At 55.0% G+C, this 25,598-nt stretch carries 27 protein-coding genes; 16 read left to right on the plus strand and 11 right to left on the minus strand.

Translation table 11 applies throughout. The features are described 5' to 3' along the window. Positions 1-39: 39 nt before the first annotated feature. The 5 genes from Mal52_RS06355 to Mal52_RS06375 all read right to left on the minus strand — a co-directional run bounded on the left by Mal52_RS06355 (position 40) and on the right by Mal52_RS06375 (position 5,496). A complete protein-coding gene (locus Mal52_RS06355; RefSeq protein WP_197534701.1) occupies positions 40-1,041 on the minus strand; it encodes a ferritin-like domain-containing protein in 1,002 nt (333 codons plus the stop codon). 132 nt (positions 1,042-1,173) lie between these two features. Beyond that, complete coding sequence (locus Mal52_RS06360) at positions 1,174-3,048, minus strand: GMC family oxidoreductase (protein ID WP_145374870.1); 1,875 nt, start codon at positions 3,046-3,048, stop codon at positions 1,174-1,176. 22 nt (positions 3,049-3,070) lie between these two features. Continuing rightward, the gene (locus Mal52_RS06365) at positions 3,071-3,535 is read right to left on the minus strand and encodes a hypothetical protein (RefSeq protein WP_145374871.1); all 465 of its coding nucleotides are present in this window, start codon (positions 3,533-3,535) and stop codon (positions 3,071-3,073) included. Positions 3,536-3,573: 38 nt separating this feature from the next. Further along, on the minus strand, positions 3,574-5,079 hold the full coding sequence (locus tag Mal52_RS06370) for an FAD-binding oxidoreductase (protein ID WP_145374872.1): 1,506 nt from the start codon (positions 5,077-5,079) through the stop codon (positions 3,574-3,576). Between the two features lie 66 nt (positions 5,080-5,145). Further along, on the minus strand, positions 5,146-5,496 hold the full coding sequence (locus Mal52_RS06375; RefSeq protein WP_145374873.1) for a Dabb family protein: 351 nt from the start codon (positions 5,494-5,496) through the stop codon (positions 5,146-5,148). Positions 5,497-5,907: 411 nt separating this feature from the next. Here Mal52_RS06375 and Mal52_RS06380 point away from each other — a divergent pair, with 411 nt between their 5' ends. Continuing rightward, positions 5,908-6,750, plus strand: a complete 843-nt coding sequence (locus tag Mal52_RS06380; RefSeq protein ID WP_145374874.1) for a transposase — start codon at positions 5,908-5,910, stop codon at positions 6,748-6,750. 404 nt (positions 6,751-7,154) lie between these two features. Here Mal52_RS06380 and Mal52_RS06385 read toward each other — a convergent pair whose 3' ends face one another. Both Mal52_RS06385 and Mal52_RS06390 read right to left on the minus strand, forming a co-directional pair. Then, positions 7,155-7,964: an endonuclease/exonuclease/phosphatase family protein gene (locus Mal52_RS06385; RefSeq protein ID WP_145374875.1), complete on the minus strand. Its 810-nt coding sequence runs from the start codon at positions 7,962-7,964 to the stop codon at positions 7,155-7,157. 152 nt (positions 7,965-8,116) lie between these two features. After that, positions 8,117-9,181, minus strand: a complete 1,065-nt coding sequence (locus tag Mal52_RS06390; RefSeq protein ID WP_197534702.1) for a toprim domain-containing protein — start codon at positions 9,179-9,181, stop codon at positions 8,117-8,119. 197 nt (positions 9,182-9,378) lie between these two features. Between Mal52_RS06390 and Mal52_RS06395 the strand changes: the two genes are divergently transcribed. The 8 genes from Mal52_RS06395 to Mal52_RS06425 all read left to right on the plus strand — a co-directional run bounded on the left by Mal52_RS06395 (position 9,379) and on the right by Mal52_RS06425 (position 16,209). Continuing rightward, a complete protein-coding gene (locus tag Mal52_RS06395; protein ID WP_145374877.1) occupies positions 9,379-10,269 on the plus strand; it encodes a replication-relaxation family protein in 891 nt (296 codons plus the stop codon). 588 nt (positions 10,270-10,857) lie between these two features. After that, positions 10,858-12,741, plus strand: coding sequence for a type IV secretory system conjugative DNA transfer family protein (locus Mal52_RS06400; protein ID WP_145374878.1), 1,884 nt, complete (start codon positions 10,858-10,860; stop codon positions 12,739-12,741). A gap of 41 nt (positions 12,742-12,782) precedes the next feature. Continuing rightward, positions 12,783-13,586, plus strand: a complete 804-nt coding sequence (locus Mal52_RS06405; RefSeq protein WP_145374879.1) for a hypothetical protein — start codon at positions 12,783-12,785, stop codon at positions 13,584-13,586. Between the two features lie 148 nt (positions 13,587-13,734). Next, on the plus strand, positions 13,735-14,430 hold the full coding sequence (locus tag Mal52_RS06410) for an HNH endonuclease (protein WP_145374880.1): 696 nt from the start codon (positions 13,735-13,737) through the stop codon (positions 14,428-14,430). Positions 14,431-14,508: 78 nt separating this feature from the next. Continuing rightward, positions 14,509-14,769: a hypothetical protein gene (locus Mal52_RS29620; protein WP_197534703.1), complete on the plus strand. Its 261-nt coding sequence runs from the start codon at positions 14,509-14,511 to the stop codon at positions 14,767-14,769. After that, a complete protein-coding gene (locus Mal52_RS06415) occupies positions 14,753-15,070 on the plus strand; it encodes a type II toxin-antitoxin system RelE/ParE family toxin (protein ID WP_197534704.1) in 318 nt (105 codons plus the stop codon). The genes Mal52_RS29620 and Mal52_RS06415 overlap by 17 nt, the downstream gene beginning before the upstream one ends. A gap of 117 nt (positions 15,071-15,187) precedes the next feature. Beyond that, on the plus strand, positions 15,188-15,484 hold the full coding sequence (locus Mal52_RS06420; RefSeq protein ID WP_145374882.1) for a hypothetical protein: 297 nt from the start codon (positions 15,188-15,190) through the stop codon (positions 15,482-15,484). A gap of 155 nt (positions 15,485-15,639) precedes the next feature. Next, positions 15,640-16,209, plus strand: coding sequence for a hypothetical protein (locus Mal52_RS06425; RefSeq protein WP_145374883.1), 570 nt, complete (start codon positions 15,640-15,642; stop codon positions 16,207-16,209). Positions 16,210-16,225: 16 nt separating this feature from the next. Here the strand turns inward: Mal52_RS06425 and Mal52_RS06430 are convergent, their stop codons facing one another. Beyond that, positions 16,226-16,486, minus strand: coding sequence for a helix-turn-helix domain-containing protein (locus Mal52_RS06430; RefSeq protein WP_145374884.1), 261 nt, complete (start codon positions 16,484-16,486; stop codon positions 16,226-16,228). Between the two features lie 434 nt (positions 16,487-16,920). Here Mal52_RS06430 and Mal52_RS06435 point away from each other — a divergent pair, with 434 nt between their 5' ends. From Mal52_RS06435 to Mal52_RS06460, 6 genes are all read left to right on the plus strand, one after another. Further along, on the plus strand, positions 16,921-17,946 hold the full coding sequence (locus tag Mal52_RS06435) for a DUF932 domain-containing protein (RefSeq protein ID WP_145374885.1): 1,026 nt from the start codon (positions 16,921-16,923) through the stop codon (positions 17,944-17,946). Between the two features lie 20 nt (positions 17,947-17,966). Further along, on the plus strand, positions 17,967-18,188 hold the full coding sequence (locus tag Mal52_RS06440; protein ID WP_145374886.1) for a hypothetical protein: 222 nt from the start codon (positions 17,967-17,969) through the stop codon (positions 18,186-18,188). Between the two features lie 49 nt (positions 18,189-18,237). Beyond that, complete coding sequence (locus Mal52_RS06445) at positions 18,238-18,909, plus strand: YkgJ family cysteine cluster protein (RefSeq protein WP_145374887.1); 672 nt, start codon at positions 18,238-18,240, stop codon at positions 18,907-18,909. A 451-nt stretch (positions 18,910-19,360) separates the two neighbouring features. Further along, positions 19,361-19,762, plus strand: a complete 402-nt coding sequence (locus Mal52_RS06450) for a hypothetical protein (RefSeq protein WP_145374888.1) — start codon at positions 19,361-19,363, stop codon at positions 19,760-19,762. Between the two features lie 40 nt (positions 19,763-19,802). Further along, complete coding sequence (locus Mal52_RS06455; protein ID WP_145374889.1) at positions 19,803-21,047, plus strand: hypothetical protein; 1,245 nt, start codon at positions 19,803-19,805, stop codon at positions 21,045-21,047. Between the two features lie 116 nt (positions 21,048-21,163). Continuing rightward, entirely contained in the window at positions 21,164-21,970 is an 807-nt protein-coding gene (locus Mal52_RS06460) for a hypothetical protein (protein WP_145374890.1), read from the plus strand. A gap of 23 nt (positions 21,971-21,993) precedes the next feature. On the opposite strand, the gene Mal52_RS06465 is transcribed toward Mal52_RS06460, so the two are convergent. Then, positions 21,994-22,296 carry a hypothetical protein gene (locus Mal52_RS06465; protein ID WP_145374891.1) on the minus strand — a complete coding sequence of 101 codons (303 nt, stop codon included), beginning with the start codon at positions 22,294-22,296 and terminating at the stop codon, positions 21,994-21,996. Between the two features lie 615 nt (positions 22,297-22,911). Then, positions 22,912-23,157: a hypothetical protein gene (locus Mal52_RS06470; RefSeq protein ID WP_145374892.1), complete on the minus strand. Its 246-nt coding sequence runs from the start codon at positions 23,155-23,157 to the stop codon at positions 22,912-22,914. 78 nt (positions 23,158-23,235) lie between these two features. Between Mal52_RS06470 and Mal52_RS06475 the strand changes: the two genes are divergently transcribed. Further along, a complete protein-coding gene (locus Mal52_RS06475) occupies positions 23,236-24,351 on the plus strand; it encodes a tyrosine-type recombinase/integrase (RefSeq protein ID WP_197534705.1) in 1,116 nt (371 codons plus the stop codon). A 222-nt stretch (positions 24,352-24,573) separates the two neighbouring features. Here Mal52_RS06475 and Mal52_RS06480 read toward each other — a convergent pair whose 3' ends face one another. Continuing rightward, positions 24,574-25,236, minus strand: coding sequence for a helix-turn-helix domain-containing protein (locus Mal52_RS06480; RefSeq protein ID WP_145374894.1), 663 nt, complete (start codon positions 25,234-25,236; stop codon positions 24,574-24,576). Positions 25,237-25,598: the final 362 nt, after the last annotated feature.

The raw sequence follows: 25,598 nt of genomic DNA on the forward strand, positions 1-25,598 counted from the left end.
GGCGCGCCACACTGCGACGCGCTCGGGTTATGGTTCGATCTATTTGAACGCCGGAATGATGCCTCCTCCGCTGGAATGCATCAGTGCTGTCATCTGATACTTGACTTTGAACATCAGACCGCCGACCTCGCGGAAGTGAGTAGCCTTCTCGCCGAGTTCCTGTCCCTCACTCACCTTCTTCGAGCTGGTAAAGCCGAGTTCCAATTCGCGCAACAAATCTGAATACGTCTGCTGAAACTCGGCCAGCTTTTCCTGGACGCCTGGCGACAGACTCGTCTGGCCGTTATCCTTAAGAACCTCAGCATGGTGCACCGCATTTTTGCTGTAATCGACAGCGATCTGTGGGCCGGTGGGATCGGCGTCGGGCGAATCGGTGGGCAGATATCGTCTACCAACGAGCAGTTCATTGAACTTGTAGAAGTGTGCGAGGTCCGGTTCTTCGCCAAACTGCTCGTGATCGCCGCTGAAGATAGTGTGGCCGAAGCCTTCGCCCTCATCGACGATGATCTTGATTGCGCGCCGCGCGGAGTCGTAATCAGTCACTTCAACGATCTCACCACCACCGCTGTAGTACTCCTCCGGCGGCGTCTGCACATCGGGATTGCCGATGAACAGTTCGGAGAACTTGTTTTTCTGGACTTTGCGACAATAGTAGTCCAGCTCATCTTTGATGGAGGCGTAGAATTGCCCGATTGACGAGTAACCTCGGCCTTGCGGTTCTGCGTCGATGGGCGTCGGCCGCTCGATGTCGAGAAAGGATTCCAACGCTTTCGGCGAGAAACAATTGAGCGAGACAACGACATTGCCATCGCTTTCGGGAAGGGGCCCCGGATAGGATAGTACGAAATCGGACGCGCTCATTTTCGGCGTGCCGCCAATGGCGAGCAGCAGGTTGGCGACGAGCGCCATATGCAGCATTTCTTCTTTGGCTACGCTGAGGATTCTGTCGGCTGCTGCGTCGTTGGTTCCATGTTTTATTGAATAGAGCGCGCACAAATACGGCGGAATCGTCGCATGCTCGAGTTGTAAGGCGATCTCCAAGTGATGGATCAATTCGGCACGGTGGGCTGTTTCATCTTTGCCACATCGGTCGAAGGGCGTTTCGATACTCGGCGGCACGCGACGTTTGACTTTGATTGGCTTCATAACAAAGATCCAGAGCCTTCGGGGCCATTAGGCCAATTCTTTTGTGATCGCATCGGCAGCCTTGAACGCGAGCGCGGCGATGGTCAGCGTCGGGTTGGCCGTGCCGATTGTGCAAAAGTTGCCCCCGCCAACCAGGAACAAGTTGGGATGATCCCACGTGCGCTGGTCGGCATCGACCACCGAGTCGCGCGGCGAATTGCCCATGCGATGTGTGCCTACGGCGTGCCCCGCACCGTGGTATTCGTACCACTGGCCATCGACCTTGAACCGCCCCGCTGCGATGCCGCTGGGCCGGTCGTAGTCGGTTTCATCCGTCACGCCGAGTTTCGCGAAGATCTCGTCCGAAGCCTTCCTGGCATTGACGATGCCCTTCTTGCAATAGTCATCAAGACGGTATGAGATGACCGGCCGGTAGTTACCGATCGCGTCTTTATAGCGCGATTGGATCGTCACACAGTTCTTCGGGTCGGGCAATTGCTCAAGCTCAAAGCCCAGACGGAACTGCCGCGAACAGACATCTTGCATCTCTTGCCGCAATGCCTTGCCGAACAAGTCACCGGCATGTTCGGCTTGGCGAATCCCTTCGGGGTGATTCCCAAATGCATCATTGAAGTGCTTGCGATCGACCAGCGACATCAGTGTTGTATGTGGTGTGCCATTGGGAAAATCGACGCCCCAATTGCCGATCTCGACGCGAAACGCGGCGGATTCACTGCGGAATGCGCCATCTCGGAACAGCGGGATGCCCGATGTTGAACCCGGCCCGCGGTAGCTGCCGATCGGCTTGGGCATTAGACCCCAGGTCAACACAAACGGGTGATCCATCAGGTTGCAGCCAACCAATTCGCTCGAGTTGGCGGCGTCCGACGCAAGCAACAGTTTGGCTGTCTCTATCGCGTGCGCCGCAATCACATAGACTCGGCCCCGCGCGACGTGCTCGGTAAAGCTGGGCTGATCGGGATCTGCGTACTTCTTGTAGCGCACCCCCACGACGCGCTCGGATCCGGGATCGATCTCGATCAACGAGGCGACGGCTTTGATGATCACGTCGAGCCGACCACAGTTTCGCTCAATCGCGGTGCGGAGTGTCTTGAGGGCTGAATACTTCGCCTGTACCGGGCAGATCGGGATGCAGCTTGCGTTGCCCTGGCATCGCCCACCGCGCTCGTCCGGCAGGTCCGGGTCGCCGACCGGGCGATACGACCCGACGATCTCGCGGGCTTCACGCGGGTCGGTCAGGTTTGCGCGCGGGATTGAGTTGCGCGCCGCCGGCGTGCTGGAAACCTCTAGTGGATAGGCACGACCATCAATGTCAATCGACTTTCCCTCAAAACGCTCTCGGATGGTGTCGTCCAGATAGCTAGGTGGCACGCGCTCCATCGGGTAGTCGTAGCCGGTGGCGTAAAGCTGATCGTCACGATCGACACTCTGCTGCTCCGCTGCATTTGCCGAGACACCCAGTTCCCACTCGGCCATCTGGTAGTACGGCTGTAGGTCGGTGTAGGTAATCGGCCAGTCGATGCCGTGGCCGTAGAGCGACTTGAGTCGAAAGTCCTCCGGCAAGAAGCGCAGGCAGGTTCCCATCCAGTGCAGCGTCGTGCCGCCGGCGTGGCGCATGTAGTTGCTGCCGTAGTTCATCGGCCCGCTCTGCTCGTAATACTCATGGAAAGGTCGCTGAATCGGTGCGTTATCGCTGTGCGGATAAGGCGAAGTTGGCGTCTTGAGTTCCTGAGTAAGAAACCGCTCGACAAAGCTCTGAAACCCGCCCTGCTCCAACCCTGTGCCTGGACCAGCTTCGAGCATCAACACGCGCTTGCCACGGTCAGCCAACTGCTTGCCGAGGATCGAGCCGGCCACGCCTGCGCCGACGATCACGATGTCGTAGAAATCGTCCTGGATCATGACTGTCACACCCCACTGCTACTTACTCGATCACCGGCATCTCCGGCGCTGCGCGCCACATGCCAAAACCCGCGGGCTTCACGCCACGCGGATGCGTGCCCATATTTGGCCAGACCAACCCCTCGCGATACGCATTCGCCGAGATTACATGCCCTTCCAGCGGCGAATGCGACGGTGGCGCAAACGCTGCATGCCAATCCACCGAAAGCGGATGCCAGTTGCCGACGTACCACATTATGACGATGCTGCGCGCCATCGGGCCGAAGCGGTCGTCATCCCAAATCGCCCGCTCGATTGCCTGTTCGTTGGGTCCCGCCGACTGCGCTGCGATGAGTAGACCATCGGCGTTCGTCTGCCCCGCGCCACGGACCAGAGTGTCGAAGTATTCCTGCCCCACGCCGGTTAGCAGGAGTTCTGTCTCGTCGAACCCGGTCAGGACAACGGACAAGTCAATGAATTGCTGAAGCAATAACGAAAGTGTTGGCATTTAAGTACCCTCGTCTGCGGGCCGCGCACCGTCTATTCTTACGCGAAGGTTCGTTTCAGCGGACTCAAATCGAGCGAACCGCCTGGCTTTGGAGGCGATGGATTGAAATCCGATCCAATGCCCTGCTGAAAATCAAAGAATCCGTTAGGGTCTTCTTTCATTTTGATCTTAACGAGTCGGTCGTAATACTTTCCGTAGTACTTCTGCTGCCAGTCGACCAGCAGCGGGTCGATGTAGTTCATATACGCACCGATCGCGCCCGAGGCGTCAGCGAGTTCTTCGTAGAACTCATACGCCCACTCAACATTGCGTCGCATCTCATCAGGCTTGGATGAATCCCAGATCGCTTTGACCTCCGGCACATATCGCGCGTGGCGGAATGCAAAGCAACCGTCGTCCTCACTGAAGTCTTCTTCTTCCGCGCCGCCCAGGTGCGTCCAGACAACAAAGCTGTCTTCCGACGGGGCGCGGATCATGTGTTTCTTGAACACATGGGCGACATCTGGGGTCATGCTCTTGGGTTCGGAAATGACCGAGCGGATATACGCGCTGCGTCCCTCGACCTGGGTACCGGCACCGATGAAGTCTTCCCACTCCGGCAGGGTCATGCGACGGAAATCCACCAGAGCTGGCCGTGGCAACTGCCTCAAGAGCGGCATCAGGCAATCCATGCCGTCTTCAAAGTTGCCATTAAAAATCGTCGTCAGCCGAAGCGTGAGCACCTTGTGGCTGCTGCTTGGGTTCCGGGGATTGGGCTGATGGCCGAAGTAACCATACACCGCCATTTCGCGTGGGAAGTTCTTCTCTTCGATCCACTCATTGTAATACGCAAGCACGTCCGCCATGTGGTCAAACTGGTAGATGATCTGTCCGACCATCATATCTTCCGCTTTGGTCGGTTGGGCTTCCAGCTCGGTCTCGACCGCGAGTGCATAATTGCCGCCGCCGGCACCGCGCATCGCCCAGAACAGGTCGGGGTTGTTGTCCTTGTCGAGCGTCTCGATCGTCCCGTCGGCTTTGACGACGGTCAGCGACTTCATGTTGTCCGACCCCAGTCCGTATGAGCGTGAGACGAAGCTAAACCCCGCGCCCAGCAGAAAGCCGGCAATACCCACGCCCGGGCAGCCACCGCCGACCGGAAGCATCGTTGGAGCGACAAACTCGAGATAGTCGTAAACGTCGCGCCAGATGTTGCCCATTCCAAGGGTTAGTCGGCCCGACTTGCGGTCAAACGCCTTGTTGTTGAGCCGGCGCATGTCGACGACGATCCCGCCAGTGTTCAAGCAGTAACCTGAGGCGCCGTGACCGCCGCAACGTGCGGTCAGGCGAAGCCGACACGCGGACGAGTGGTTGTAGTCGGCGACGTACTTCACCGTTACCGCCACATCATCGTGATCGACCGGCACGACCACCACCGTCGGGTTGTGTCGCACCCGACCGTTGTCGATCATGACGGCGGACTGGTATTCTACCTCACCTGCATCCACGACATTGCCGCGGATCAATTGCGAAAGGTCACGAACGATCTTGTTAACTTGGTGCATGTGCTTGCTCGCTGATGGGCCCCACGGACGTGCCAACACCCCCACGGGCTTGTCTCATTCTGTCAATCAATCGCTGTCTACCGCGATGTCGATGTATGAATCGAACACGCGCCGGTGATTTGAAATGCTGCCGGCAACGGTGATGAACTCCTCGTGACGCCCATCCTCGGCGTACTGATCGTACGATGCTTTGTCCTTAAAGATCATGTGCATCGCGATGTCGAAATCGCGATCGCTGACCGGACGCGTCATCTCCACATCACGATCCGCAACCGAGAAATGAACCTGCCCCGGATGGTTTGCCAGGTATTTCACGCACATATCAATGAACCGCTGCCGCACCGAAGGCGATCGATCGGGTAACGAAAAGAACACGATATGGGCGTATGCGCACGCGTTTGGGTTTTTCTTAGCCATAATCACCTCAGAGGTATTTGCAATGTGTGAGTTGTTCCCCTGAAATCACCAATAATCATCCCCTACTGTTAGGAGTGTAACGCCAGCCGGATTGACGACGATCTTCAACTATCTTAGCGCACGGTTCAAGTAAAATCTAAACATTTTTCCTTTGCATGGCTCATTTCGATCCTGCTCAACGTCGGTTTGAGGAGGCTTGCCGGGGGATTCACTGTCGCCGCGCGTCCTTCGCCCTGCGATCTTGTGTCGCAAAATTGCCTTACGCCTTAACTCGCCGTCTGCTGCTACTCCAACTTTTATGACACAACTACGTGCTGTGATTCCTAGAACCAGTTTTGCTCTGTTGGAAACAACACTTGAATTGTTGGCGACAGCGCGCTAAATGTATTTCGCACGAGCAAGCCCCATCAAATGAACGTGCTGTTGGAAGTCGCCTCGCTACCGATGCGGCTGTCTACGAAGTTCTTACAACCCTATTCGCACCCCAAAAGCCCGCACAAATTCACGCAGTCGCAACTGCTGACGATCCTGATTCTTAAAGCCTATTTGAAGACGACCTATCGCGGCATCATCGAAATCCTCGGCGCATCCGACCAACTGAGAGAACGGATCGAGCTCATGCGCTTGCCGCATTATTCCACGCTGAAGTACTTTGCCGATCGGTCACACGTGCTGGAGATCATTGATCAAATGCTGGCGGAAATCGTGCGAGAATTTGCTCCCGATGCGGAGGAAGCCTCACTCGATTCCAGCGGTTTGGAAACCTCCTCAATGAGTGCTCATTATCAATCACCCAGTGGTCAGTCTCGGAAAAAGTATGTCAAACTCTCAATTTGCGTGTTGGCCGGATCGATGTTGTCGGCCGGTCTGGTCGTGAGTTGGGGGCCGTACAACGACAAATGGGAAGCCCGGCCACTCTTGGCCAAAACGCATCACGTGACGCAGCCGGTACGGCTGTTTGCCGACAAGGGCTACGATGCGGAATGGGTCCATGAATTCTGCCGCGACGACTGGAACGTGGAAAGTTGGATCCCTCCGGCCGTGCATCGCCAAGACGGCGGCGTGAATGGCCGCTATCGCTCGCAGATGACGAAGCGGCGATTGAAGAAAAACGGTTACGGTCGGCGTTGGATCGTGGAATCATTTTTCAGCGGATTGCAGCGGACGATGGGGTCGGCACTCAACGCAAGGACTGACCAAAGCCTGTTTGTGGAAGCCGGCCTAAAAGTCTTGGCGTACGCCCTGCGGCGTTAGCCGGTTCACCAACATCGTAAATTAGTTTTCAACAAAGCAAAACTGGTTCATGGCATTGTTAAATAAACACGGTTTCGAGTCGGCCGCGCTACTGCGTCACCACTCAACATCCCCGAAACCATGTCCGAATCGTATTTTGTGTGCCGCAAAGTCGAATCTTTATCCATAGTCGTGAAGGACGACATTTAATGGCGTTGGAAGGTTCGAATTTAGTCTCTTGGCTGTACAGCATCCAAGCCGGAAATTGTCTGGCGCTTAGGTGATCATCTCCCGAGCACGAAACTGCGCCGGCCTCATCGTCCGACGTGGATTTCCTGAACATCGCAGCATGCTAAGATGGGCGTGTCCTTGCCAGTTGCCCGTAAGGATTCGAAACGTGCGCGTGGTGTGTCCTTGCGCACCAATCAATCGTGAAGTTCGCCGTAAAGCAGTGCATGATCGGAAAAGTCGTCTAGCCACTTGCGCTTTTTGGCAACAGTTGTTTCTTGGGGCCAGCCGAGCACGTTGATTGTTGCTCCATTCTTAGCTCGAATGTCCAAATGATCAGAGGCAATTACATGGTCGAGGTTGCTAGGGCCGAGTCTTCCACCACTCCACCATGTGTGCGGTTCATCCTTGACTGAGAACGACATATTAACACGCGAAAAGCGCCGCTTGAGACGCCGGATCTCCTCATCGCCATCAAGGTCGTTGTCACCGTCTCGGACATTTAGCCCCATGGTATTGAGATCACCGGCGACAACGAAGTTGGCATCGCCATTTGCAACACGCTTGTCGAGCGCTTTTTTCAGGTTGATCGCGTGTTCCATCATATCTGTGCGAAGCCCCCATCCCCGCGGATCCGTCAGGCTCTTTACATGAAGGAAGAGAAAGGAGTAGCTCTCTCCGCCAAGAATCATGGTTACAAGAGTTCCGGGCCTGAGCGTTGGTGTCTTTGATTTGAAGGCATGGCGCTGAGTGACAAAAGCCGTGAGCCCTTTGCGTACACCAATCAGAGTTTCTTGAAACTGCAGACCCTCCGTTACGTAGAAATTGTGACTGGAGATAAGGCTAATGAAGTCATCAAAGACCTTATCGCCCGTAACCTCGAAGATTGCAAATAGATCCGGGGCGTGAGCCGTACCGTTTAGGAAATTGGCGATCCTAGCCGCGCGTCCCTGGCTATTCTTGAACTGTTCGACGTTCCACGATGCAAACTTCAACAAGCGTGCCATGACTGTTCTCCAAATAGCTTAGGTGGTTGACTTTGACAATACCGTATTCTCTTTGATCGTTGATGGCTGATCTTTGTTGTGATCAATTGCACCATCGAGCCATCGGAGAGTGCTTCTACGATACCGAATTCGGCGCCGCGTGAATGTACTAACTAAGCTGTCAAGGCCGTATAAATTAATTTTTCCCATTCTTCCGGGGTCACGCTTTCTGGTTGCCGGTCGCTGAACCTGCCGTCGCTTAGACTGGTTGTCCATGCATACCGCACACAGCATCGCTGTGCCAGCTTCAGCACAGTCTGCCCAGCCCCGTTCTCCCCCTGTCGGTCCAGATCGAACATAACGGAAACAGTCCCGTTACTGAACTCGCAAGCAAGCGCCGCGAGTTTGTCAGCCTGTTTTTCCGTTACCGTATTGCTGCAGACAGCGACCGCCGGTACACCGAGTGCATTGAGATTGATCACGTCGTTTGGTCCCTCCACGACGATTACGCCCATATCGCGAACCTGTTCAGCGTTCGCTTCGCTCCGAAAGACATTTTCGCCATAGAGTACCAGCCCCCGATGAAAGCCCTTCACGAATTTGAACTTGTTTGGCTCCTTGCTGCTGTCGCCGGCGCGTCGCCATTTGCGGTGCTGTGTTTCGTAATTCAGATTCCGGCCGAACCAGGTGAGAATGTCGCCGTGTTGATCGGCCCAACCGTAGACGAAGTGCCCGCGAAGTAAGCTGCCGGCGTCTTGAGGCAGATAACCACAACGGAATTTCTGCATGATTTCGGGGGTCATGTACGGCCGGCTGCGGACGTACGACGCGGCTTGTGGACTCATCTCTGCTACATCGGTTACAAACTTTTCATCGAGATTTACGAGCGAGCGGGCGCGTTCATTTTCTGAATCTTTCAGCGGGATATTGAACGCCGATTTGTCTGCTGTGTCTTTTGTACTCGTCGGTTCATTGTGTGATTCTGCTTTGGTTGTTCGAGGCTCGCCGCGCACGAGTGCTTTAAGGTCTTCGGCCATCTCTTTAAACTCGCGGCCCTGCAGTCTGTCGCCGGCTGGTGGGCGGTCGTGCTTCATCCAGTGCATGAGCGTCAGGACGTTACCTCGAACAGTGCAACCGTAGTGAAAGCAGCGCCAGAGCGTCGCGTCGCCTCTCGTTTTTAAGGAGATAGCACGGTCGCCGGTCGCTTCGGTTTTCCCGCAGGCGAATTGGCAGGCCATGCGGGTCTCGTTCGCCGTTGTGTGCAGTTGTCCCGTCTCGACGCCGTAAAAACCGGCGATCCGTTCGACCACGTCACCCTGCTCGGCAAGTTCTTCCTGCAGGGCATCAACGTCGATGTAGCCACGTTTTCGCTCGGTCATGCAAGGGGAAGTCGGTAGCAAACAAAAGGCGGGGAGGTTACACTGCCAGCCAACGGATGGCAAGCAGTTCGCACCGTTGGCAGAAAACCGAGCGCGACGACGAGATTCTGGCGGCGCTGGACCTCTGCCCACTGGAGTACCGGGATCTGCTGGCCCTCAGCGAGACATTTTCACGACCGTTCGGAAGTCTGGACCGTGTCCGGCGGACGCTCAAGCGGTTGGAGGCGGCAGGACAGGTGCGTTCGTGGCGGTACGCCACGACCAGCGCGAGCGGTGGAGCGTCACCTCTTTATTACAAATTGACGCCTGAAGGGTACCGCACTCTGCACGGTGATGACGATGCGGTACCGCCGACGAAACGGTATTTGCAGGAAACCAGCCCCGGTCGACACCAACATCAACAGTTTTTGACACAGTTCACGGTGAAGACCCACGTTGCCGCTCACAGGCTCGGCCTGCCGATTGTCGAGAGCTTTCCCGAAAACACGTACAAGATGGAGACACAGCACGGGCCAATCTTTCCGGACCGGCGGTTTACACTGGTGATTCCGCCGGTAACATCACTCACGTACTGCATTGAACTGGATAACAGCACCGAGACGATTGTCTCCCGCAAGAGCACCGACACGATCGAGATGAAAATCTGCCGGTATCTGGCTGACCTGCGGTCGTGCGATTATTCGTACCGTGTATTGTTTGTCGTGACCGGAGCGAAACAGCGGATGCAGAATATTCTCAGCGTTATTAGGGAGAACGAACCGTTCGTCGATTTCCACCCGTTTTATGTCGTGCAACTTGAGCACTTTCTTCGGAGTGAGAATCCGTTCTTCGATCCAATCTTTGCGCATCCTCGCAACGCGCGGATTGCATTGCTTCGCTCGCATGCCGAGTCGATCTTTAGCATTGAACCGCCGAAAGCGCCGCTGGTTCGTCCGCTGGGAGTGTGATATCGTGTCGCCCTGCCGGCAGGCCCGCCGCTCTGACGGTTTGGAGCTTTCGCTCGCCACTCCCGCTAGGGACTGGTTCTTCACTGCCGAGCGAACAGGAGGCCACAGCAGGGCAATGCCCGCTCTTCGAACCACGCACCTTCGACGGCGGGCCTTTTGTGGTATCATCCCGCCCCTATGTTGTTTTCCGTCAGCGACACGCCACAGAACGAACGCGGTCCGAGGCACACCCGCTCGATTCTGGCGGCGATCCATCATGCGTCGACAAAACGCACGCCAGTATCGTTGATCTTCGCGCGACACGATTCATCAGCCGGCCTGTTTTGTCGCGTTTCGGAGGACTTGAGCGGGCCTGTCCGGCGGCAGTTTCGCGCGAAGTATCCCGACTGCACGGTCGATGAATTAACCGATGACGCGCTTGCTCCGCAGTCGGGACAGATGACATGGACGATGCGGCTGCGGTTGCGGCCGGATCTGTTTCCGCTACTCCGCTATCAGCAGTTTCATGAAGCAACCGGAGATGAGGCCGATGATCCGGTCGGCGGAATTCTTCAGGCACTGGGTAGTGATGACGCTCAGGTCAGTTCCATGATTGAACTGAATCTGATTCCGGCATCGCGCCGACGCGTTGAACGGGCGCAGAACGCCGTTGCCAGACTGACTCGCCCGTTTTTTCGGTCGCACCGGTCAATAGCCCGTCGCTATGCAATGCTGGCCGCCAGCCCCCGAAGGTTCGACCGCTTCGCTGCATGGTGTCTGGCGAATCTTTTTGCCGGGCGGACCGACGAACGGCCCCTTGACGACGAGCTTTCCAAGACCGCCAGTCGTATGCATGACAGTGAAAAGGAACTGCAAGCGGCGGCACATAAGTTGGGCCAGCATCTGTTTGAGGTCGAACTTGTGCTCAGTGTATCAGCAAAAATCGAGCACGAAACTGCGGCAAATCTGAAGTTACAGGAATTGGCGGCCGTTCTGAACAAATTCACGGTGCCACGATTTGGCGTGTTTCAGGCTTCCCAGATCAAGCAAAACCCGAGTCGGACGAAAGGGGACCGGAAGTTCCGATTTTTGCTGTCTGACGAGGAAATCGCGTCGATCTGGCATCTGCCGACGAAAAGTGTGCGGGATACGTCGATGCAGGCGACGCGTTCGCGGCGGCTGGAACCGCCGGTCGGGTTACCCCTCAAGGAAAAGGAGCCAACGATTTGTGAATTGGGGCGGGTAGCGTTTCAGGAGCGGCGGGACCGGTTCGGGATCCGCAATGAGGACCGGTTACGCCATCAGTTTATCTGTGGAAAAACTGGGAATGGGAAGACAAGCGTTCTTTTCAACGCGATTGTCTCAGACATGCGTGCGGGGAATGGCGTTGCGGTGGTCGATCCGCATGGGGACCTCGCAGACTGTGTGTTGGCGTCGGTGCCCAGCTTTCGGACGAATGACGTGATACTGATCGATCCGGCGGATTTCGCTTATCCGGTGAGTATCAATCCGCTTGACGTGGATGCATCGATGGCTGATCTCGCCTGCGACGGGATGGTGAGCACGTTTCGCAAGGTGTTCGGGACGGGCAATCACACGCCAAGGCTGGAAGATATTCTGTGGAACACGGTGCTGGCCCTGATGCTGGCCGGTGACTGCACGCTGTTGGACGTGCTCAGGATGTTCGGTCCGGATGATCGTTTCCGGACGGGGATTCTCAGCTGCGTCGGGAATCCCGTGGTCTGCAACTGGTGGCAGACGACTTTTCCGAAACTGCAGGGGCTTCGGGGGGAAGATCCCTTTGCGTCGGTGGAGAACAAACTGCGTCAATTGCTCACGAACCCCGTGATCCGCAACATTGTGGCGCAGCCCCGCACGCGGGTGATTTTTCGTGAGGCGATGGATGCCGGCAGGATTTTGATCGTGAACCTCTCCAAAGGGAAACTCGGCGAGCGGACTTCGTCGTTTCTGGGATCGCTAATCGTCACGCAGTTGCAGCTGGCGGCGATGAGCCGGGCGGACATTCCGGAAGCCGACCGACGCCCGTTCTATCTGTACGTCGACGAGTTCCACAACGTGGCGACCTCCAGCTTCGCGTCGATCCTCAGCGAGGCCCGCAAATTCAAGCTGGGGCTCTGTCTGGCGACGCAGTTTCTGGATCAGGTGGATGACGTGACGCTGCAGGCCGTGATGGGAAATGTCGGTAGCCTTCTGGTCTTCGCCGTGGGTCCGAACGATGCCGATGTGCTGGCCGAGCAACTGGGTGGGAATGTGACCGCGTCCGATCTGATCGCGCTGCCGAAATATAGAGCGTATGTGCGGTTGATGATTGACGGTGTGTCCCGTCCGGCATTCTCTATGGAGACGATCGAGCCAGGCGTAGTCGAAAACGCGGAGAGGGGAGTAATCGTTCGGGAGCAGTCCAGACGCCGATTTTCCACGTCAGTATATACGGTGGAGCATCACGTTTCATCGGTGCTCTCAACTTTGTAATATCGGAAGCTGACTTCGACAGCGCACGAACGGAGAAGAAAGTGGAACCCTTAGATATACCTCAATTAAACTGGAATGACTACTCACGGAATGACGCGGTCGCTGCCGCTCTCCAGGACCTGCGTCGGGTCACTTCAAGAAAGATTTATTTGCACTCGCGCTCACTGGTCCCAGGCGTCCCTGAGAGTTTTTATTGTGCCTGGAGCATCGCGATTCACATCTTCATTGATGAGTTTTCATCACGTGTCAATCACTCGATTGTACACGAGTTGCTCCATGGGATCCTTGTGGAAGAGGGATATCACAAAATCTCTGCAAGACTGCCGATCTCCGTCAATCAAATCCTTTCGAATGAATTACAGCATCCCGAGATCTTCCGAAGGATGGAGAACTACCGTCTCAACATGGCGCTTTATTGGCCTCATTGGGACGGACAAATGAGGTCAAAGCTGGATGAAATGAAATCGCAAGTGCTCGACCCACATGCCGAATTTGCACATTTTCCGCGATTATTTACGTGGTTCTTCTTCCAGCAAGTTTCGAAGCCGTATTTGACGGTGTACCGTGATCACCACCCGCACGTGTTTCAGGCAGCACAAACAGCGTACGATGACACGAGGCGAATCGGCTTTGCAGACGTGTATAGTCAGCGGAAGAGCATCGAGATATTCAAAAACCATTGGTCGCAGTTCTGTGGTCGGCACCTGCCAAAGGACAAGTTTGGTCTAGAATTAACCGACCAGTTACGTGGCGCCGCGATTAAGCCGTTGATTGATTTTGAACGAAACCGAGCGGGAACGGACATCATTGCATTGCTAAAAAACCACGGGCTTCGCCCCTCGTAGGGCAAATCCCGGTGCGGATTCCTGCGATCCGGAACGACTACAATTTGTGCCATTCAGCGGTTAGACTAACAGAAGTGTTCCGTTGCGCTGGTCGTCCCTCTGAGAGTACGACCTCATTTGTGGCTAGCAAATTCGGCATGATGTCCCAATGAGCAAATACGACTTTAATAACGCCGAAACATACGCTATTTGGTTACTTCACGACAAACGCTGCTGGATTTGTTTAGAACCATTGCGACTTGGTGAATGCTCGGTTGACCACGTCATCCCAGAATCGCTCCTCGACTCCGTCGACGACCTCGCAAATGTCCTGCAACAGTATGGGCTGCCGAACGATTTCCGGATTAACTGGTTTGGAAACTGGCTTCCAAGCCATGTGCGTTGTAATCAAACCAAATCCAACAAGATCTTCGAATACGTTCCTGGCCTCAAACTGATACTGGATCGCCTTGCTAAGAAAGCTGAAGCAGTTGCGAAATCGGCTCGATCTATCTCAGCCAACGTCGAAAAAGACAAAGTGTTTGCCAAAGTATTTGTTGCACTTGAAAAAGAGACAATTTCACTGGACGACCTGCAAGAAGTCTTCTGTGAATTGCGCCACATTGATGACGTGGATACCGTTGTTCTCGAAGAGGAAATTAGTATCCATTTCGATCCAGATCGCTGGACCATTGCGAGCGAAGGTTCCGGATACGTTGTTGTTACCGATGGAAGATTAGGAGGGATTGTTCCGTCTGGACCGTCACCACACATTTCATGGATGTGCCCAACCTGTAGAAGCTACGGCCCATGGAATGGAGTAAGATGCATGTCGTGCGGTCACATGAGTGATCCGCACGGTTGACAGCCAGATCTTCGGCCATTGTATTGTCCGTTTGTAAAACTCTGGCGGTGAAAGTCCAACCTGTGGTATACTGTCAACATGACTCCTCGCATCAACGACGAAATCAATCAGGCACTCAGCGAACACCATGGATTCGTTCAGGCCGAAGGGCCGGACGGCAAGGTGATTGTGATGTCTATGCAGGTCTATCGCGAAATGATGGGCGTCGGCTCCGATGAGGAAATGGCCGACTCACTTCGGGCGATCGACGAAGCGATGGCCGATATCGAAGCCGGCCACACCGTGCCGATGGAGCAGGTTTTCTTGGAACTCGACGAGAAATATGGCGTACACGGTTGAGTTCTCCGCCCGTGCCCGTCGCGACATCGACGAGATCGTCGCTTATATCCAGGCCGATTCTCCCCGCGACGCGACCCGCTGGCGGCAGAAGCTGCAAGAGAGAATGAATGCTCTTCGCACGATGCCCGAGGCGTGCGGTTTGGCTCCTGAGAACGACGAGTCGCCGCACAACGTGCGGCAACTGTTGCACGGCCACTATCGCGTGCTGTTCACGATCCGTGAGCAGCGGGTGTTTGTTCTGACAATCCGCCATGGCGCACGGCGATTTATGAAGGCTGCTGAATTCGACGCGATCAAGTGAGAGGACGTCGATTCGCTCTCGTCTGCAAATTCGCGAGACTCAAAGGAATAGAGTTTAGAACACACGGCAAGCCGTCTCGTTTGCCAGAAGTTTGCGGAGAGGGTAGTCTCCGATCCTTTGTCTGAGAAACTCCTCAACTTACTTCGGCAGCACCATGTAGAACGTTTGATCGCAGACGCCGAGCTCATCCGCGACTGGCCGGATTCCGCAGAGAGGATTGATGCGGCCCGCCGTCACATTCGACAGGCGATGTATCTGCGGACTCTCGGAAAAGGGGACCACCAGAGACCGCAGATCAACGTCCACACGTCGATCACCGAAGAAGAGCTTCAGCAGATATTCGGTATTCTCGACTTTGCTGTCGAGCCTGCGGAAGAGCTTCAGGCCGATCGCTGGCAAGACTTAGCCGGCTGACGCTGAGGCTGATTTCTCTTCAGAGGCCGAATCTGAACCACTCTGAAGAGCACCAGAAACTCACCGTCCAGTCATATTTGCAACGGATCTTGTCTATTCACTTCTCGCAGCAACCATTTGACGAAACATTCACTTCGTGGCAGAGTCACTCCGCCTTGAATTCCATCTCGCAGAAAAACTTCGGCATCCTGATCGCGTACCTGATTCCCGGTTTCACGACGCTGTGGGGCGCAAGTTTCTTCTCGGAAACATTACGTGCGTGGCTGGGTGCGTCGCCGGTCGGCGCGCCGACGGTGGGCGGATTTCTGTATGTGACGATTGGTTCGCTTGCGGCGGGGCTGATCGTCGGCACCGTCCGCTGGGCCGTAATCGACAGGCTGCACCACCGCACCGGCATCAGCGAGCCGGCGTGGGATTTCGCGAGATTACGTGAGAGCGTGGCCGCCTACGACGTGCTCAACGAACTCCATTACAAGTATTACAAATGCTACTCCGCGATGTTCATCGCTGTGGCGTTCGTTTACGTGTCTCACCGGTTAGCCTTCGGCTTCGACTCACCTCCGCCGGTCTGGACCGAAGCCGGTCTCATCGTGCTGGAATCGATACTCTGGATGGCGTCGCGGGATGCATTGCACAAATATTACACGCGCGTCGAGCGACTTTTGGGAACGGAATCGGTTGCTGGTGCTCGGAAGGTCGATCCGGATGACACCGATCGCGACTGATCCGAGCAAAACCGTATCATCGCGTCTGGTTCTTGGATTTCAGACGCTTCTCAAGTTTCCCGACGAAGGCCGGAAGTGACGTGCCCAAAACATTGCAGATCGTCCGCAACTGGATGACATCCAGCCGCCGTTCACCCCGCTCGACTTTGCTGACAAAAGACTGAGTCTGGCCGAGCTTCTCGGCAAGTTCGATTTGCGTCACGTCGGCCGCCTGCCGGGTCTCCCTCAGCAGACTAAGCAGGGCCGTGTATTCGCGGGTGAAAACTGACTTTTCCATGGCAACCCTTGAAGAATGTGGGCCGCGATGATAGAGTCCGTTTTGGAATAGTCCAAAATGGACTACTATTCGGCGATGCGAACATGCTTTGGAAACAGAAGGAGGTGAGACATGACCAACGGCGGCACCCACAAACCGGGCCAGTCAAAGGAAACCAAGCCCAAACAGTCAAGCAGCGGCAAACCCAAGGACGGCGAGCAAGTCAAAAAAAGCTGAAACACCTGATCGGCAGAATTGACCCGACACTCCCGGACCGCACTGGATTCATTTTCAGCTGTGATCGGGAGTGTTTTTCTGCGCATTGTGCTTGCGCGGGCACTGAAACTTCGGCACCCTCTTCCGCCTTTGTCTCTCGTTGAGACAGGGGACTGCTGAGAATCGGTCCTTTTCATCACAGACTCTATTCATCAAGCACACGGAAAGAAGGTGTCACTATGACGAATTTGACGAAAGCCCATCAGGAACTCTTTCGCCGCACCCCCGACGAGACGTTTGCCACGCTGTCGGACTTGCGGACCCACTGCCGGTCGCTTCGCGATTCATCGCGGGAACTCTGGCAGCAGCCGCAGTCACTGGAGCCTACCACTTCAGAGGGCGTCATTCAGGTCACACTGGAGGACGGCAGCCGCAATCGGCTCAACGACTGGTCGTTCACGCAGCTTTGCCGGATGGCGAGTGTCTCAAAAGAAACGGTCAACCGGCTCTCAGCCGAGACGGCTTGTAAAGCGTTTCGTGAAACGCTGCCAGGCTCGGCCAAGCCGATGCAGTGCCTGCAGCAGGACGGGATAGTTCGTTCCCTGCACGGCATTTCCTACACGCGGCTGTGGAATGCCGATCTGCTCGGTGTGATCGATGAGTTCGCCACTGACTTCCAGCCACCGCAGACCGCTGTCGGCGGTGGAACGGGACTCTATTGCGGCGAACAGGACATGTTCGTGTTCCTCATCGATCCGACCGGTTGGGCCGAGATCGAGGGGGAAGCGTTCGCGCCGGGATTCTTTTTATGGAATTCCGAAGTCGGGCGTCGTTCACTCGGTATACAGACGTTTTGGTTTCAAAGCGTCTGTGCCAATCATCTGGTTTGGGATGCGGTTGAAGTCGTGGATTTCTCACGCAAGCACACGGCCAAGGTCCATGACGGACTGGGCGAAATTCGCCGCATCATCGAAAGTCTCGCCAACAAGCGGGACGAGCGCCGCGACAGTTTCGTCCGCGTGCTCTCCAAAGCGATGACGGAGAAGCTCGGCGACGATGCCGATCAGGTCCTGAAGGAACTGTCCAAGCGGGGTATCCCCCGTGGACTGGCCAAAACCGCATTGGAAATCGCCGAGGAGCGGGGCGCATTTACGATCTTTGCGGTCGTGGACGCCCTCACACGCCTCACACAGAAGGCGACCTACGCTGGCGACCGCGCGGAAGCCGACGCCAAAGTGGCGTCACTGCTTGCACTGGCAATTTAACGCCGAAAGGAGCCGTTGTCATGGATCCTCAAGCCGCTTGGAAAAATCTGTTGGACGCCCATCAGGCCCGCGACGGGAAAGGACTCTGTGAGTCTGCCGCTGCGTTGCTTGATTGGCTCGATCGCGGAGGCTTTCCGCCGCAGACGATTCCCGGTCTGACCATGTCGGACCGCTGGAATCGCGCCGTGGCCGTGGCCGGTTGCCTGACGGCACTGGCCGAAGCCAAACCGTGGGACATCTAAGCGGAGTCCCCGGTTACCATTTCCTAATTTCCATTTACGAAAGGACGATATGAATGAAACGTATGAGTGCGACAAGTGCGGCGCATGCTGTCAGGGCGGATTGATCGTCGAAGCCGACTGGCTCGATCTCTCCCGTGAGCCGCGACTCCTCGAAGCCGACCGGCACCGCGCCGGATGGACACTCGACGAGGCGCTAACAGATTTGGAAGAGCCAGGCAAAGCGATGATAGTCGCTGCCGGCTGTCACTGTCCGTTTCTGAATGGCGACAATCACTGCGAAATCCATCCCACTCGACCCACCGTTTGCGTGGGCCTGCAGGCAGGGGACGAGCAGTGGCAGGCTGCCAGGAAGGATGCTGGACTCGAACCGTTGCTTCCGTTATCGGAGCAAGGAGAGCTTTGTGAGTGCGAAAAACCGGGACATTTCCATTCGGGAGTTCCCGGCATTCTGGCTCACGTGGAAAACGGCAAGATCGCAGCGGATGCGAAAGTCGAACGTTGTGATCTCTGTGCACGGTATCCGACCGATGAGGCGGCACGAGAAAAGCTCATTGAGCTGGGTAAGATTTGCGAGGCGGACCCGGCAAGCGAAGGCGAGACCGGTGATCGAGGAGAACTCGTGGTGTGGATTCTGACGATCCACACCGAAAGTTCACCAAAACTGACCGTCTGGAAGACCTACGAATCGACCAGATTGGGACTGTACGATCACGTCAAATAATGGTGGGAGTCGGAATTCGGCGAGGAACCGCTTCCCGACGACCGGGAAACTGCCATCCGCCGCTACTTCGACCGCAGCGACGACACGTATGAAATTCAGGACGTGAACGTCGGCTGACGTTTTAGGAATTTTTTTCGAAGGTTTTACGGCCACAGTTAGCAGAGCCGATTCTCAGCTCAGCCTCCACCACGCGTGGAGGCTGTTTTCAGTGTTTGATGATCAATCAAAGAACTTTGCAAAATGTTTTGATTCGGCAGTCCAATACCTAAAACGCCAATTGCTCCATTTGAAAGAATCGGAATCCGATTCACCATTTGGCTACAATTTAGGTGCTTGTGCCGACTGGAAGGTATGTTATTATGCGGGGTGCGTCATTGGACGGCATGTTGAAATTCTACCCGACATTAACGTGAATCCCCATATCCTCCAGACGATATAGGAATTGTTCATCATGACAGAAAATCGAGTGTACGCTGTCGAGGGAGATGCTGCTGAACTAATTGAATCGCAAGTCGCTGATCGCGTGGCGGCACTGATGGAAAAGCTGGCAACAGACGACGCTACGCGTCAAGCAGTCAGTAAAAATGACGCCAAGCTCCTTCAAGAGTTTGATAAAATTCGAGACCAACTCGCATGCTCCGACGACACAGATCTATCTATAACATCGTTGATTTCAATTCAAAATGATGGTGCCGGCCTAGAACCCGGCACAATTCTCATCCTTGTCACTCTCGGACCACCTTTGGTGGAACACGTTGTTGGCCCTGTAGCTGTGCATGTTTGCACGAGCGTGTGGGACAATTTTATCCTACCTGAACTCGTCCGTTGGTTTAAGAAATTTGAACCCAAGTAATCCCTCCACGATGCCACTCCGGCTGTTACAGGCTTCCTAGATGAGTGTTCCGGAACACCTTCCGCTGCAACATCGCAAAACCCTCTGTGGCCGTGTTCGCATCTTTGAAGCAATGCGACCATGGCAGCGAGGCGTTTCGTTCTCCAACGGGGCGCATGCGTTTGCCAATCTCCGAATGGACTTGGCGGAAAAAGTGACTTATGAATCTCCGAAACATCAAGACACATCGCTCGATGCTTTCATTCATGGTCTGATTCCAATGCTCCAGCCGAAGGTTAGGGCTGTTGCTGGTGACATGCCAAATGGCGATTATCTCGACCAGATCGAGGCCGCCGTCAATGGAAAACTGGCTGAAATATCCTGCCGGGATTGTTCGGGATCTGACACGATCTGTACCGGATACTGCCCCGTTGATGACGAAATCGTCGTCCATGGTGGCGCGTGCCTCCATCCTTTCAAGGAACAGTTTGATTTTATTCGAGAAGCGGTGTTGGACAAATACAAAGAACTATGTCCTGGAGCGGATGTTTTAGATGATGTTAGCGTCGTTCTTTCGACGGAATTGCTCACGGCAAAGGCTCCATTTAGGTTTTGTGAAAATGCGAATGCTGCTGCCCGTTATCGAGACAGTTCCGAGCAACGGATCACGGAAGTGCGACTTCTGTTAGATCCGGGGCTGATCGATGCGGCGAGTTTTCTTGCCGTTCCCTACTTATTCTTTCACGAATTAGTTTGCCACGCATGGCAAGGCGCTGATGCTGATTTGGCAACTTCACGAAATGACATTGCAAGTACTCGTGCGGACGATTCGTTTGCCGAGGGTTGGATGGACGCCGTTGCGTGGCACCTTTTTGAGAGCACTGTTCAAAGATATGCAGCTAGCATCCCATACTTGCAAGACGACCACCGCGAATGGGGTTTTGAGGTCCATAGGGAGCGACGTGTCCCTCAGATCGGACAAATACCGGAGCAATCGCCGGCTGCCCACAACTCACAGGCTCGCACACGAGAGATGATTCGACTTGGAGTTTCGGCTGCTCAAATGTTTTTCAGATTCTTGCGCGATCATGAAACCGGATTCGTTGCCGAGGAGGCGTGGCTGAAAATATCGTTTGCCTTGAACCTTCGAGGTGGTATAGTTCAAAAGCGGCAGGAATTCGTCACGGCGGTGTATTCTGCCTTGGTAGGAGGGCATACTGCAACCGCTAAGGTGATGTTGACTTTGGTGCGCAAGTACCTGCTCACCAATGACATAGGCGCATTTCTGGATGGTTTTCTTGGATAAAAAAGTAAAGAACGGCGTAAGTGGAAGACGATTTTGTTTGACAGGTGTCCAACAATTGACGAGAATGCTTCCTGCTTAATCAATTTGACTCCCCGCTGCGACAATTGAATTTGAACATGCTAATACAAGGCTTCGATCGATACAAAGTGTTGTCGACAGCTATTGATCTGAACACTTTTACAGTGCGCGATCTAGCGGCGCAATCGCTTGTTTCCGAACAGCATGTCCAGAAAATCATAAGTCGGTCGAGTGATCTGTTTGACGGCTGTGGTACTATTTCGCAAGGACGCGGTCGCCCTGCCAAACTTTATCGGATTTACCCGGACCGTGTTGATCTCCTGCGCCGCGAGTTGCACGCTCACCGCGAAGAACTGCGACAAGTGATGGGAGTTAGCACACCCGAACCGGAACCTGAGTTCGCAGAGGAGGGATTGCTTCCCCTTCGCATTGCCGAGATCGAGTTATACGATCGGTTTGAAGAAGCTAAAGATACTCAAGAACAAATATCCGTCTTGGAGCGTGCACGTAATCTACTCATCGCAGTTCGAAATTCTGGCCAGTTATCGCCCAATGAAGAGCCCAGGCTCAGTGAGGCTGAAAAGCGTTTATCGGAACTCTCCTCGTTGTTCTCAAGCCATGATTCTAGCGAACCTGGGCCAGCGGCAGACTCACGTGCGAATATGAATCCGTATCTTGCATTGTCGCCGCAAGAGCGAGCCCTTCTCAATCGGCCTATTTCTGACCTGAATCTCCCGCTAGAAATACGTAAGCTCGCTGCACGCCTAGGGGTGACTTTGATCGGCGAAATATTTGAGCAGACCGGACATGACATCAAGTTGATCATGCGCTTTGTTGACAACAAGCCCACCGATGCGCCTGCTGGTATGCGCTCGCAAAAAAAAGTCGCGGCACACCGGAGTTAACTGACCCGTTGTTGTTCCGGCGACTAACGGATGAACGCGACCGGAAGTAGTGGAAAACTCAATGCCGGCTTGTCACATACGTAGATCTGAACTGTATCAATAATCGCTGCGTGTTCTTCAAAAACAGGTTTAAGCATGCGACGAACAATTTCGTAGCCAATGCTGTTTATGGGATTTCGCCGCAAGTTTGCAGCGGCCTGGCGCCTTGGTATTGCAAAAGTTGCTAGCGAGCGTATTGCCGCGATACCCCGTTCGTAACCTCGTAACTCGTGGCCCAAATTGATTGGACGGTTCAGGTTTCCTTCAAAGGATTCCGGCTGGTACATCAAACTGCCCTTTCAGCGAAAGCAGCGCCGCGACATCGCGTGATATTGGCAGGCCGCCGCCCACGTTGAATTCTTCGGACATTCACGCCGGTGCCGGACGGATGGGGGAGAGGAGAGCCGGAGCGCACGCGGCGCGATTCTCTCTAAGAATATAATTCGTCGCCGCCGCAGTTAGGGCCTGCTGGGCCGCAGCCGTTCGAAGAGCAATTGTCAATTGTTGTATTCTTGAGTGTATCTCAAGCGGCACGTTCCATTGGGTCGTCCCGCAGCGGACGTACAAGGACGCCGATCAGTTCATACGCTCCAACAGCTTCACCCGAGACGAGATTCCAGTCGCCGGCACCTACTCGAACAGGCCTGGGGCCATGTCCTGGATGTTGATGCGAAGTAGTCTTCCCGCTTTCTCGCAGGCTCCGAACATTCAAACCGGCCGCCACTGGCTGCTCATGTTCAATGTTGTGATCGCATTAACAGGTCAGCACCAACGCAGAGCACGTCATCTTTGGCATAGCAAGTGCGATCCACAATCTCCCCGTTCGCTGCTCGGGCGGACAGACCGACGATATGCATTACGCGTTCTTCAAACATGTACGCCGGAATTCCCAGTTTGCTGGACTAGGCGGTAATTGTCCCATAAAGGATCAATTCTTCGTCGTCGCGGGGCGGTTCGTGTTGGGCGATTGGCCAACTCCCATCGTTTTGCCGTCGATCTCCAGAATTGACATCTTGCCGAACTGATGTCGTTGTCGCACTTGTGGTCGCGAAACGATAACAATGCGGGGCATCGTGTTTCGGTAGGAGGGGGATTTTTGACGGAATATATTCCGCCACAATCTTCGATCTCCGCAATGGATCATGCATGATAATCGGTTCTATCATGCATCACGTATGGCACGACAAGACAACCACCGAATTGAATCAGACGTGAGCAATCACAAAATGTCAGAACCGTTCGCTAGCAGATCCCTCAGCACGCCTCAATCCCCCACCCCGCAACTTGACAACCTGCCTCCCATCTTGTCGGGTCGCTCCACAGTCGCTGTGGAGCGAAATGTCGGTGAATTCTATCTGTCGATTGCCGACATCTTCGAACGCTGGATCGCCCGTCGATCGAGCCCACACACTAAGCGGAGCTATCGGCAGGACGTAGCCTCATTCATCGAGTTCCGCGGCATAAGATGGCCCGAAGAGTCGACGATGTTGTTGCGAGTTTCGGTCGCCGACATTCAGGCTTGGCGCGATGAAATGGTCCAAGGAGAGTATGCTCCCAAGACCATTAGCCGCCGCATCTCGTCCCTTTCGTCGTTCTACCGCTTCCTGCAAGGAGTGGCCGCAGAATTGCGGTTGCCGATCACCGTGCCGAATCCCGCACACGCCCAGTTTATCGGACGATCGGGAACCGATCCCCTGTATGAAACGAAGGCTCTCAGCGCCAGGCAGGCACGGCAATTGATGGGATTGCCAATTGGGGAGAGCCTGATTGGCTATCGCGATCGGGCGATCTTGAAGTTCTTCCTGTATAGCGGAGCCCGCATCGGAACCGGTTGTCGTCTCAAGGTCTGCGACATCCATCGTGACCGAGAGGAAACGACAATTCGACTGCACGAAAAGGGTGGCAAGCGCCGCACGATCGGTTTGCACGTTGCGGCAGCGGAAGCAATCACCGAATACGTTGACACGGCCGGAATCTCCAACGGCCCACTGTTTCGACCCCGTCTGAATTCCCGCAGCTGTCAGCTGGCGAATCGCCCAATGCACACCGCGACGATGTACCGCATCATTCAGGGATATCTGAGCCAATTACCGGGGACAATGCAGCCCGTCACCGATACCGGCGGCCATCCACCAGAATCTGATCATCCCAACGCAAGATTTCGATGCGTCTATACGCCGCACTCCCTGCGTGCCACGACCGCGACGTTACTGCTCGACGCCAAGGTGGACATTATGAAGGTCAAAGAACTCCTCGGCCACCGCCACGTCACGACCACGCAAATCTACGACAAACGCCGCCTAGCGACGAAAGAGAGTGCCAGCCACGACGTGCCGATTTAGGGTAGTCGAACGGAGCCGCTTTCGCGATGATTTACGACGCGCACCGAGTTTGTGATTTAGAGCCCAGTGTCTGTGTCATATCCAGCGATGGCGGAGACTTCGCATTGACATACGTGCTTGCACCCCAGTCCGCGAAAATGTCCGACTGGTGCACACAAACGGCCGGTCACCGCTAGGGATGACCGGCCGCTACTCTACAAACGAAGCAATTCCTAGCCACGATCACAACGTGTCAAGACGGCCTGAGGCAACATGAAAGATGGCATTGATGTCATTCTCGCAGGCCGCCTTCATCGCTTGATCACGGTCAGCATAGAGCAAAGAGAAATCGATACACCAACAACAAGTGCTCAACTCTTGCCACACCGCCATACACGGAACTCCGTCGTCGGCATCGAGGTCAGCTGCACGTTCCAACAACGACCGCTGCTTTCTCAGGATGCGATTGACATAATCACGGCGGGGACGAATTAGTGTGGTGCGACGGTGCCCCGGCATAGCGACGAGATAACGGTCCTGTTGCCAGTCGAGTGGCCGGGCGGTCTGCAATGAAATCATGCAGCAGTCGCGGTAGCGCAGCCATTGGTCCAAGAGCATGGCGGTAATGGACGCTCGCAGCAGCAGCATTGTTCGTGGCAGTTGCCGAGACACAGTCGAAGCATTTTTACCAATTTCCGTTGCGATCTGTCGTTGTGCGAATCCTTCCGAGTGAAGTAGGCCGACTTTGAGTCGTTCCGATTCCATTTCGCAGGCCTGCTGAACGTCCCGAGCAAGGCGCACGGCGCGATCGCGATCGAGATCCAGCATCCGACGATCCAGACGAGTGCCGTCGTGGCCGACGAGTGCCATCTCATCGAGGTTTTCAAAATACCTTTGACGTCCCATTTGAGTATCTCCACTATGATTTAGGTTTTCTAGTATGTCGTGAAACGCTATCAGACGAATGAAGCGGCCAATCGGTGGACACGTGCCAAATGGTTGGACGGTCCGCCGATCCGCATGCCACTATTACAAGAAACGTCTTAATAGTTCCTCTTCGACGTCCGGCGGCAGGGGTGGCATTGATGCCAATGAGTCTCGCAACGACTTCAGATAGCCGTACAAGGTCTCATGATTTTCGAAACCGTCACCACCCGCGGCAGCCATGGGAGACGAGGGAGGTTTCGTACCACCACAATCGTCAGTCTGCAGAAGAGGTTCCGGTTTCGCAGATGCGCCACTTCTCGTGGCCTCTCTCAGGGTTTCCA

Origin of the sequence: Symmachiella dynata, from assembly GCF_007747995.1 — a bacterium.
GTDB lineage: Bacteria > Planctomycetota > Planctomycetia > Planctomycetales > Planctomycetaceae > Symmachiella > Symmachiella dynata.

Bases quoted from the DNA above. Each gene is read 5' to 3' on its own strand.
- Mal52_RS06375 (WP_145374873.1), bottom strand. From the start codon at position 5,496: ATGGCTAAGAAAAACCCAAACGCGTGCGCATACGCCCATATCGTGTTC.
- Mal52_RS06430 (WP_145374884.1), bottom strand. From the start codon at position 16,486: ATGGAAAAGTCAGTTTTCACCCGCGAATACACGGCCCTGCTTAGTCTG.
- Mal52_RS06385 (WP_145374875.1), bottom strand. From the start codon at position 7,964: ATGGCACGCTTGTTGAAGTTTGCATCGTGGAACGTCGAACAGTTCAAG.
- Mal52_RS06475 (WP_197534705.1), top strand. From the start codon at position 23,236: ATGTCAGAACCGTTCGCTAGCAGATCCCTCAGCACGCCTCAATCCCCC.
- Mal52_RS06360 (WP_145374870.1), bottom strand. From the start codon at position 3,048: ATGATCCAGGACGATTTCTACGACATCGTGATCGTCGGCGCAGGCGTG.
- Mal52_RS06435 (WP_145374885.1), top strand. From the start codon at position 16,921: ATGACGAATTTGACGAAAGCCCATCAGGAACTCTTTCGCCGCACCCCC.
- Mal52_RS06380 (WP_145374874.1), top strand. From the start codon at position 5,908: ATGAACGTGCTGTTGGAAGTCGCCTCGCTACCGATGCGGCTGTCTACG.
- Mal52_RS06370 (WP_145374872.1), bottom strand. From the start codon at position 5,079: ATGCACCAAGTTAACAAGATCGTTCGTGACCTTTCGCAATTGATCCGC.
- Mal52_RS06440 (WP_145374886.1), top strand. From the start codon at position 17,967: ATGGATCCTCAAGCCGCTTGGAAAAATCTGTTGGACGCCCATCAGGCC.
- Mal52_RS06450 (WP_145374888.1), top strand. From the start codon at position 19,361: ATGACAGAAAATCGAGTGTACGCTGTCGAGGGAGATGCTGCTGAACTA.
- Mal52_RS06480 (WP_145374894.1), bottom strand. From the start codon at position 25,236: ATGGGACGTCAAAGGTATTTTGAAAACCTCGATGAGATGGCACTCGTC.
- Mal52_RS06365 (WP_145374871.1), bottom strand. From the start codon at position 3,535: ATGCCAACACTTTCGTTATTGCTTCAGCAATTCATTGACTTGTCCGTT.
- Mal52_RS06470 (WP_145374892.1), bottom strand. From the start codon at position 23,157: ATGCATGATCCATTGCGGAGATCGAAGATTGTGGCGGAATATATTCCG.
- Mal52_RS06455 (WP_145374889.1), top strand. From the start codon at position 19,803: ATGAGTGTTCCGGAACACCTTCCGCTGCAACATCGCAAAACCCTCTGT.
- Mal52_RS06415 (WP_197534704.1), top strand. From the start codon at position 14,753: ATGGCGTACACGGTTGAGTTCTCCGCCCGTGCCCGTCGCGACATCGAC.
- Mal52_RS06445 (WP_145374887.1), top strand. From the start codon at position 18,238: ATGAATGAAACGTATGAGTGCGACAAGTGCGGCGCATGCTGTCAGGGC.
- Mal52_RS06395 (WP_145374877.1), top strand. From the start codon at position 9,379: ATGGCAAGCAGTTCGCACCGTTGGCAGAAAACCGAGCGCGACGACGAG.
- Mal52_RS06390 (WP_197534702.1), bottom strand. From the start codon at position 9,181: ATGGCCTGCCAATTCGCCTGCGGGAAAACCGAAGCGACCGGCGACCGT.
- Mal52_RS06465 (WP_145374891.1), bottom strand. From the start codon at position 22,296: ATGTACCAGCCGGAATCCTTTGAAGGAAACCTGAACCGTCCAATCAAT.
- Mal52_RS06460 (WP_145374890.1), top strand. From the start codon at position 21,164: ATGCTAATACAAGGCTTCGATCGATACAAAGTGTTGTCGACAGCTATT.
- Mal52_RS29620 (WP_197534703.1), top strand. From the start codon at position 14,509: ATGACTCCTCGCATCAACGACGAAATCAATCAGGCACTCAGCGAACAC.
- Mal52_RS06410 (WP_145374880.1), top strand. From the start codon at position 13,735: ATGAGCAAATACGACTTTAATAACGCCGAAACATACGCTATTTGGTTA.
- Mal52_RS06400 (WP_145374878.1), top strand. From the start codon at position 10,858: ATGATTGAACTGAATCTGATTCCGGCATCGCGCCGACGCGTTGAACGG.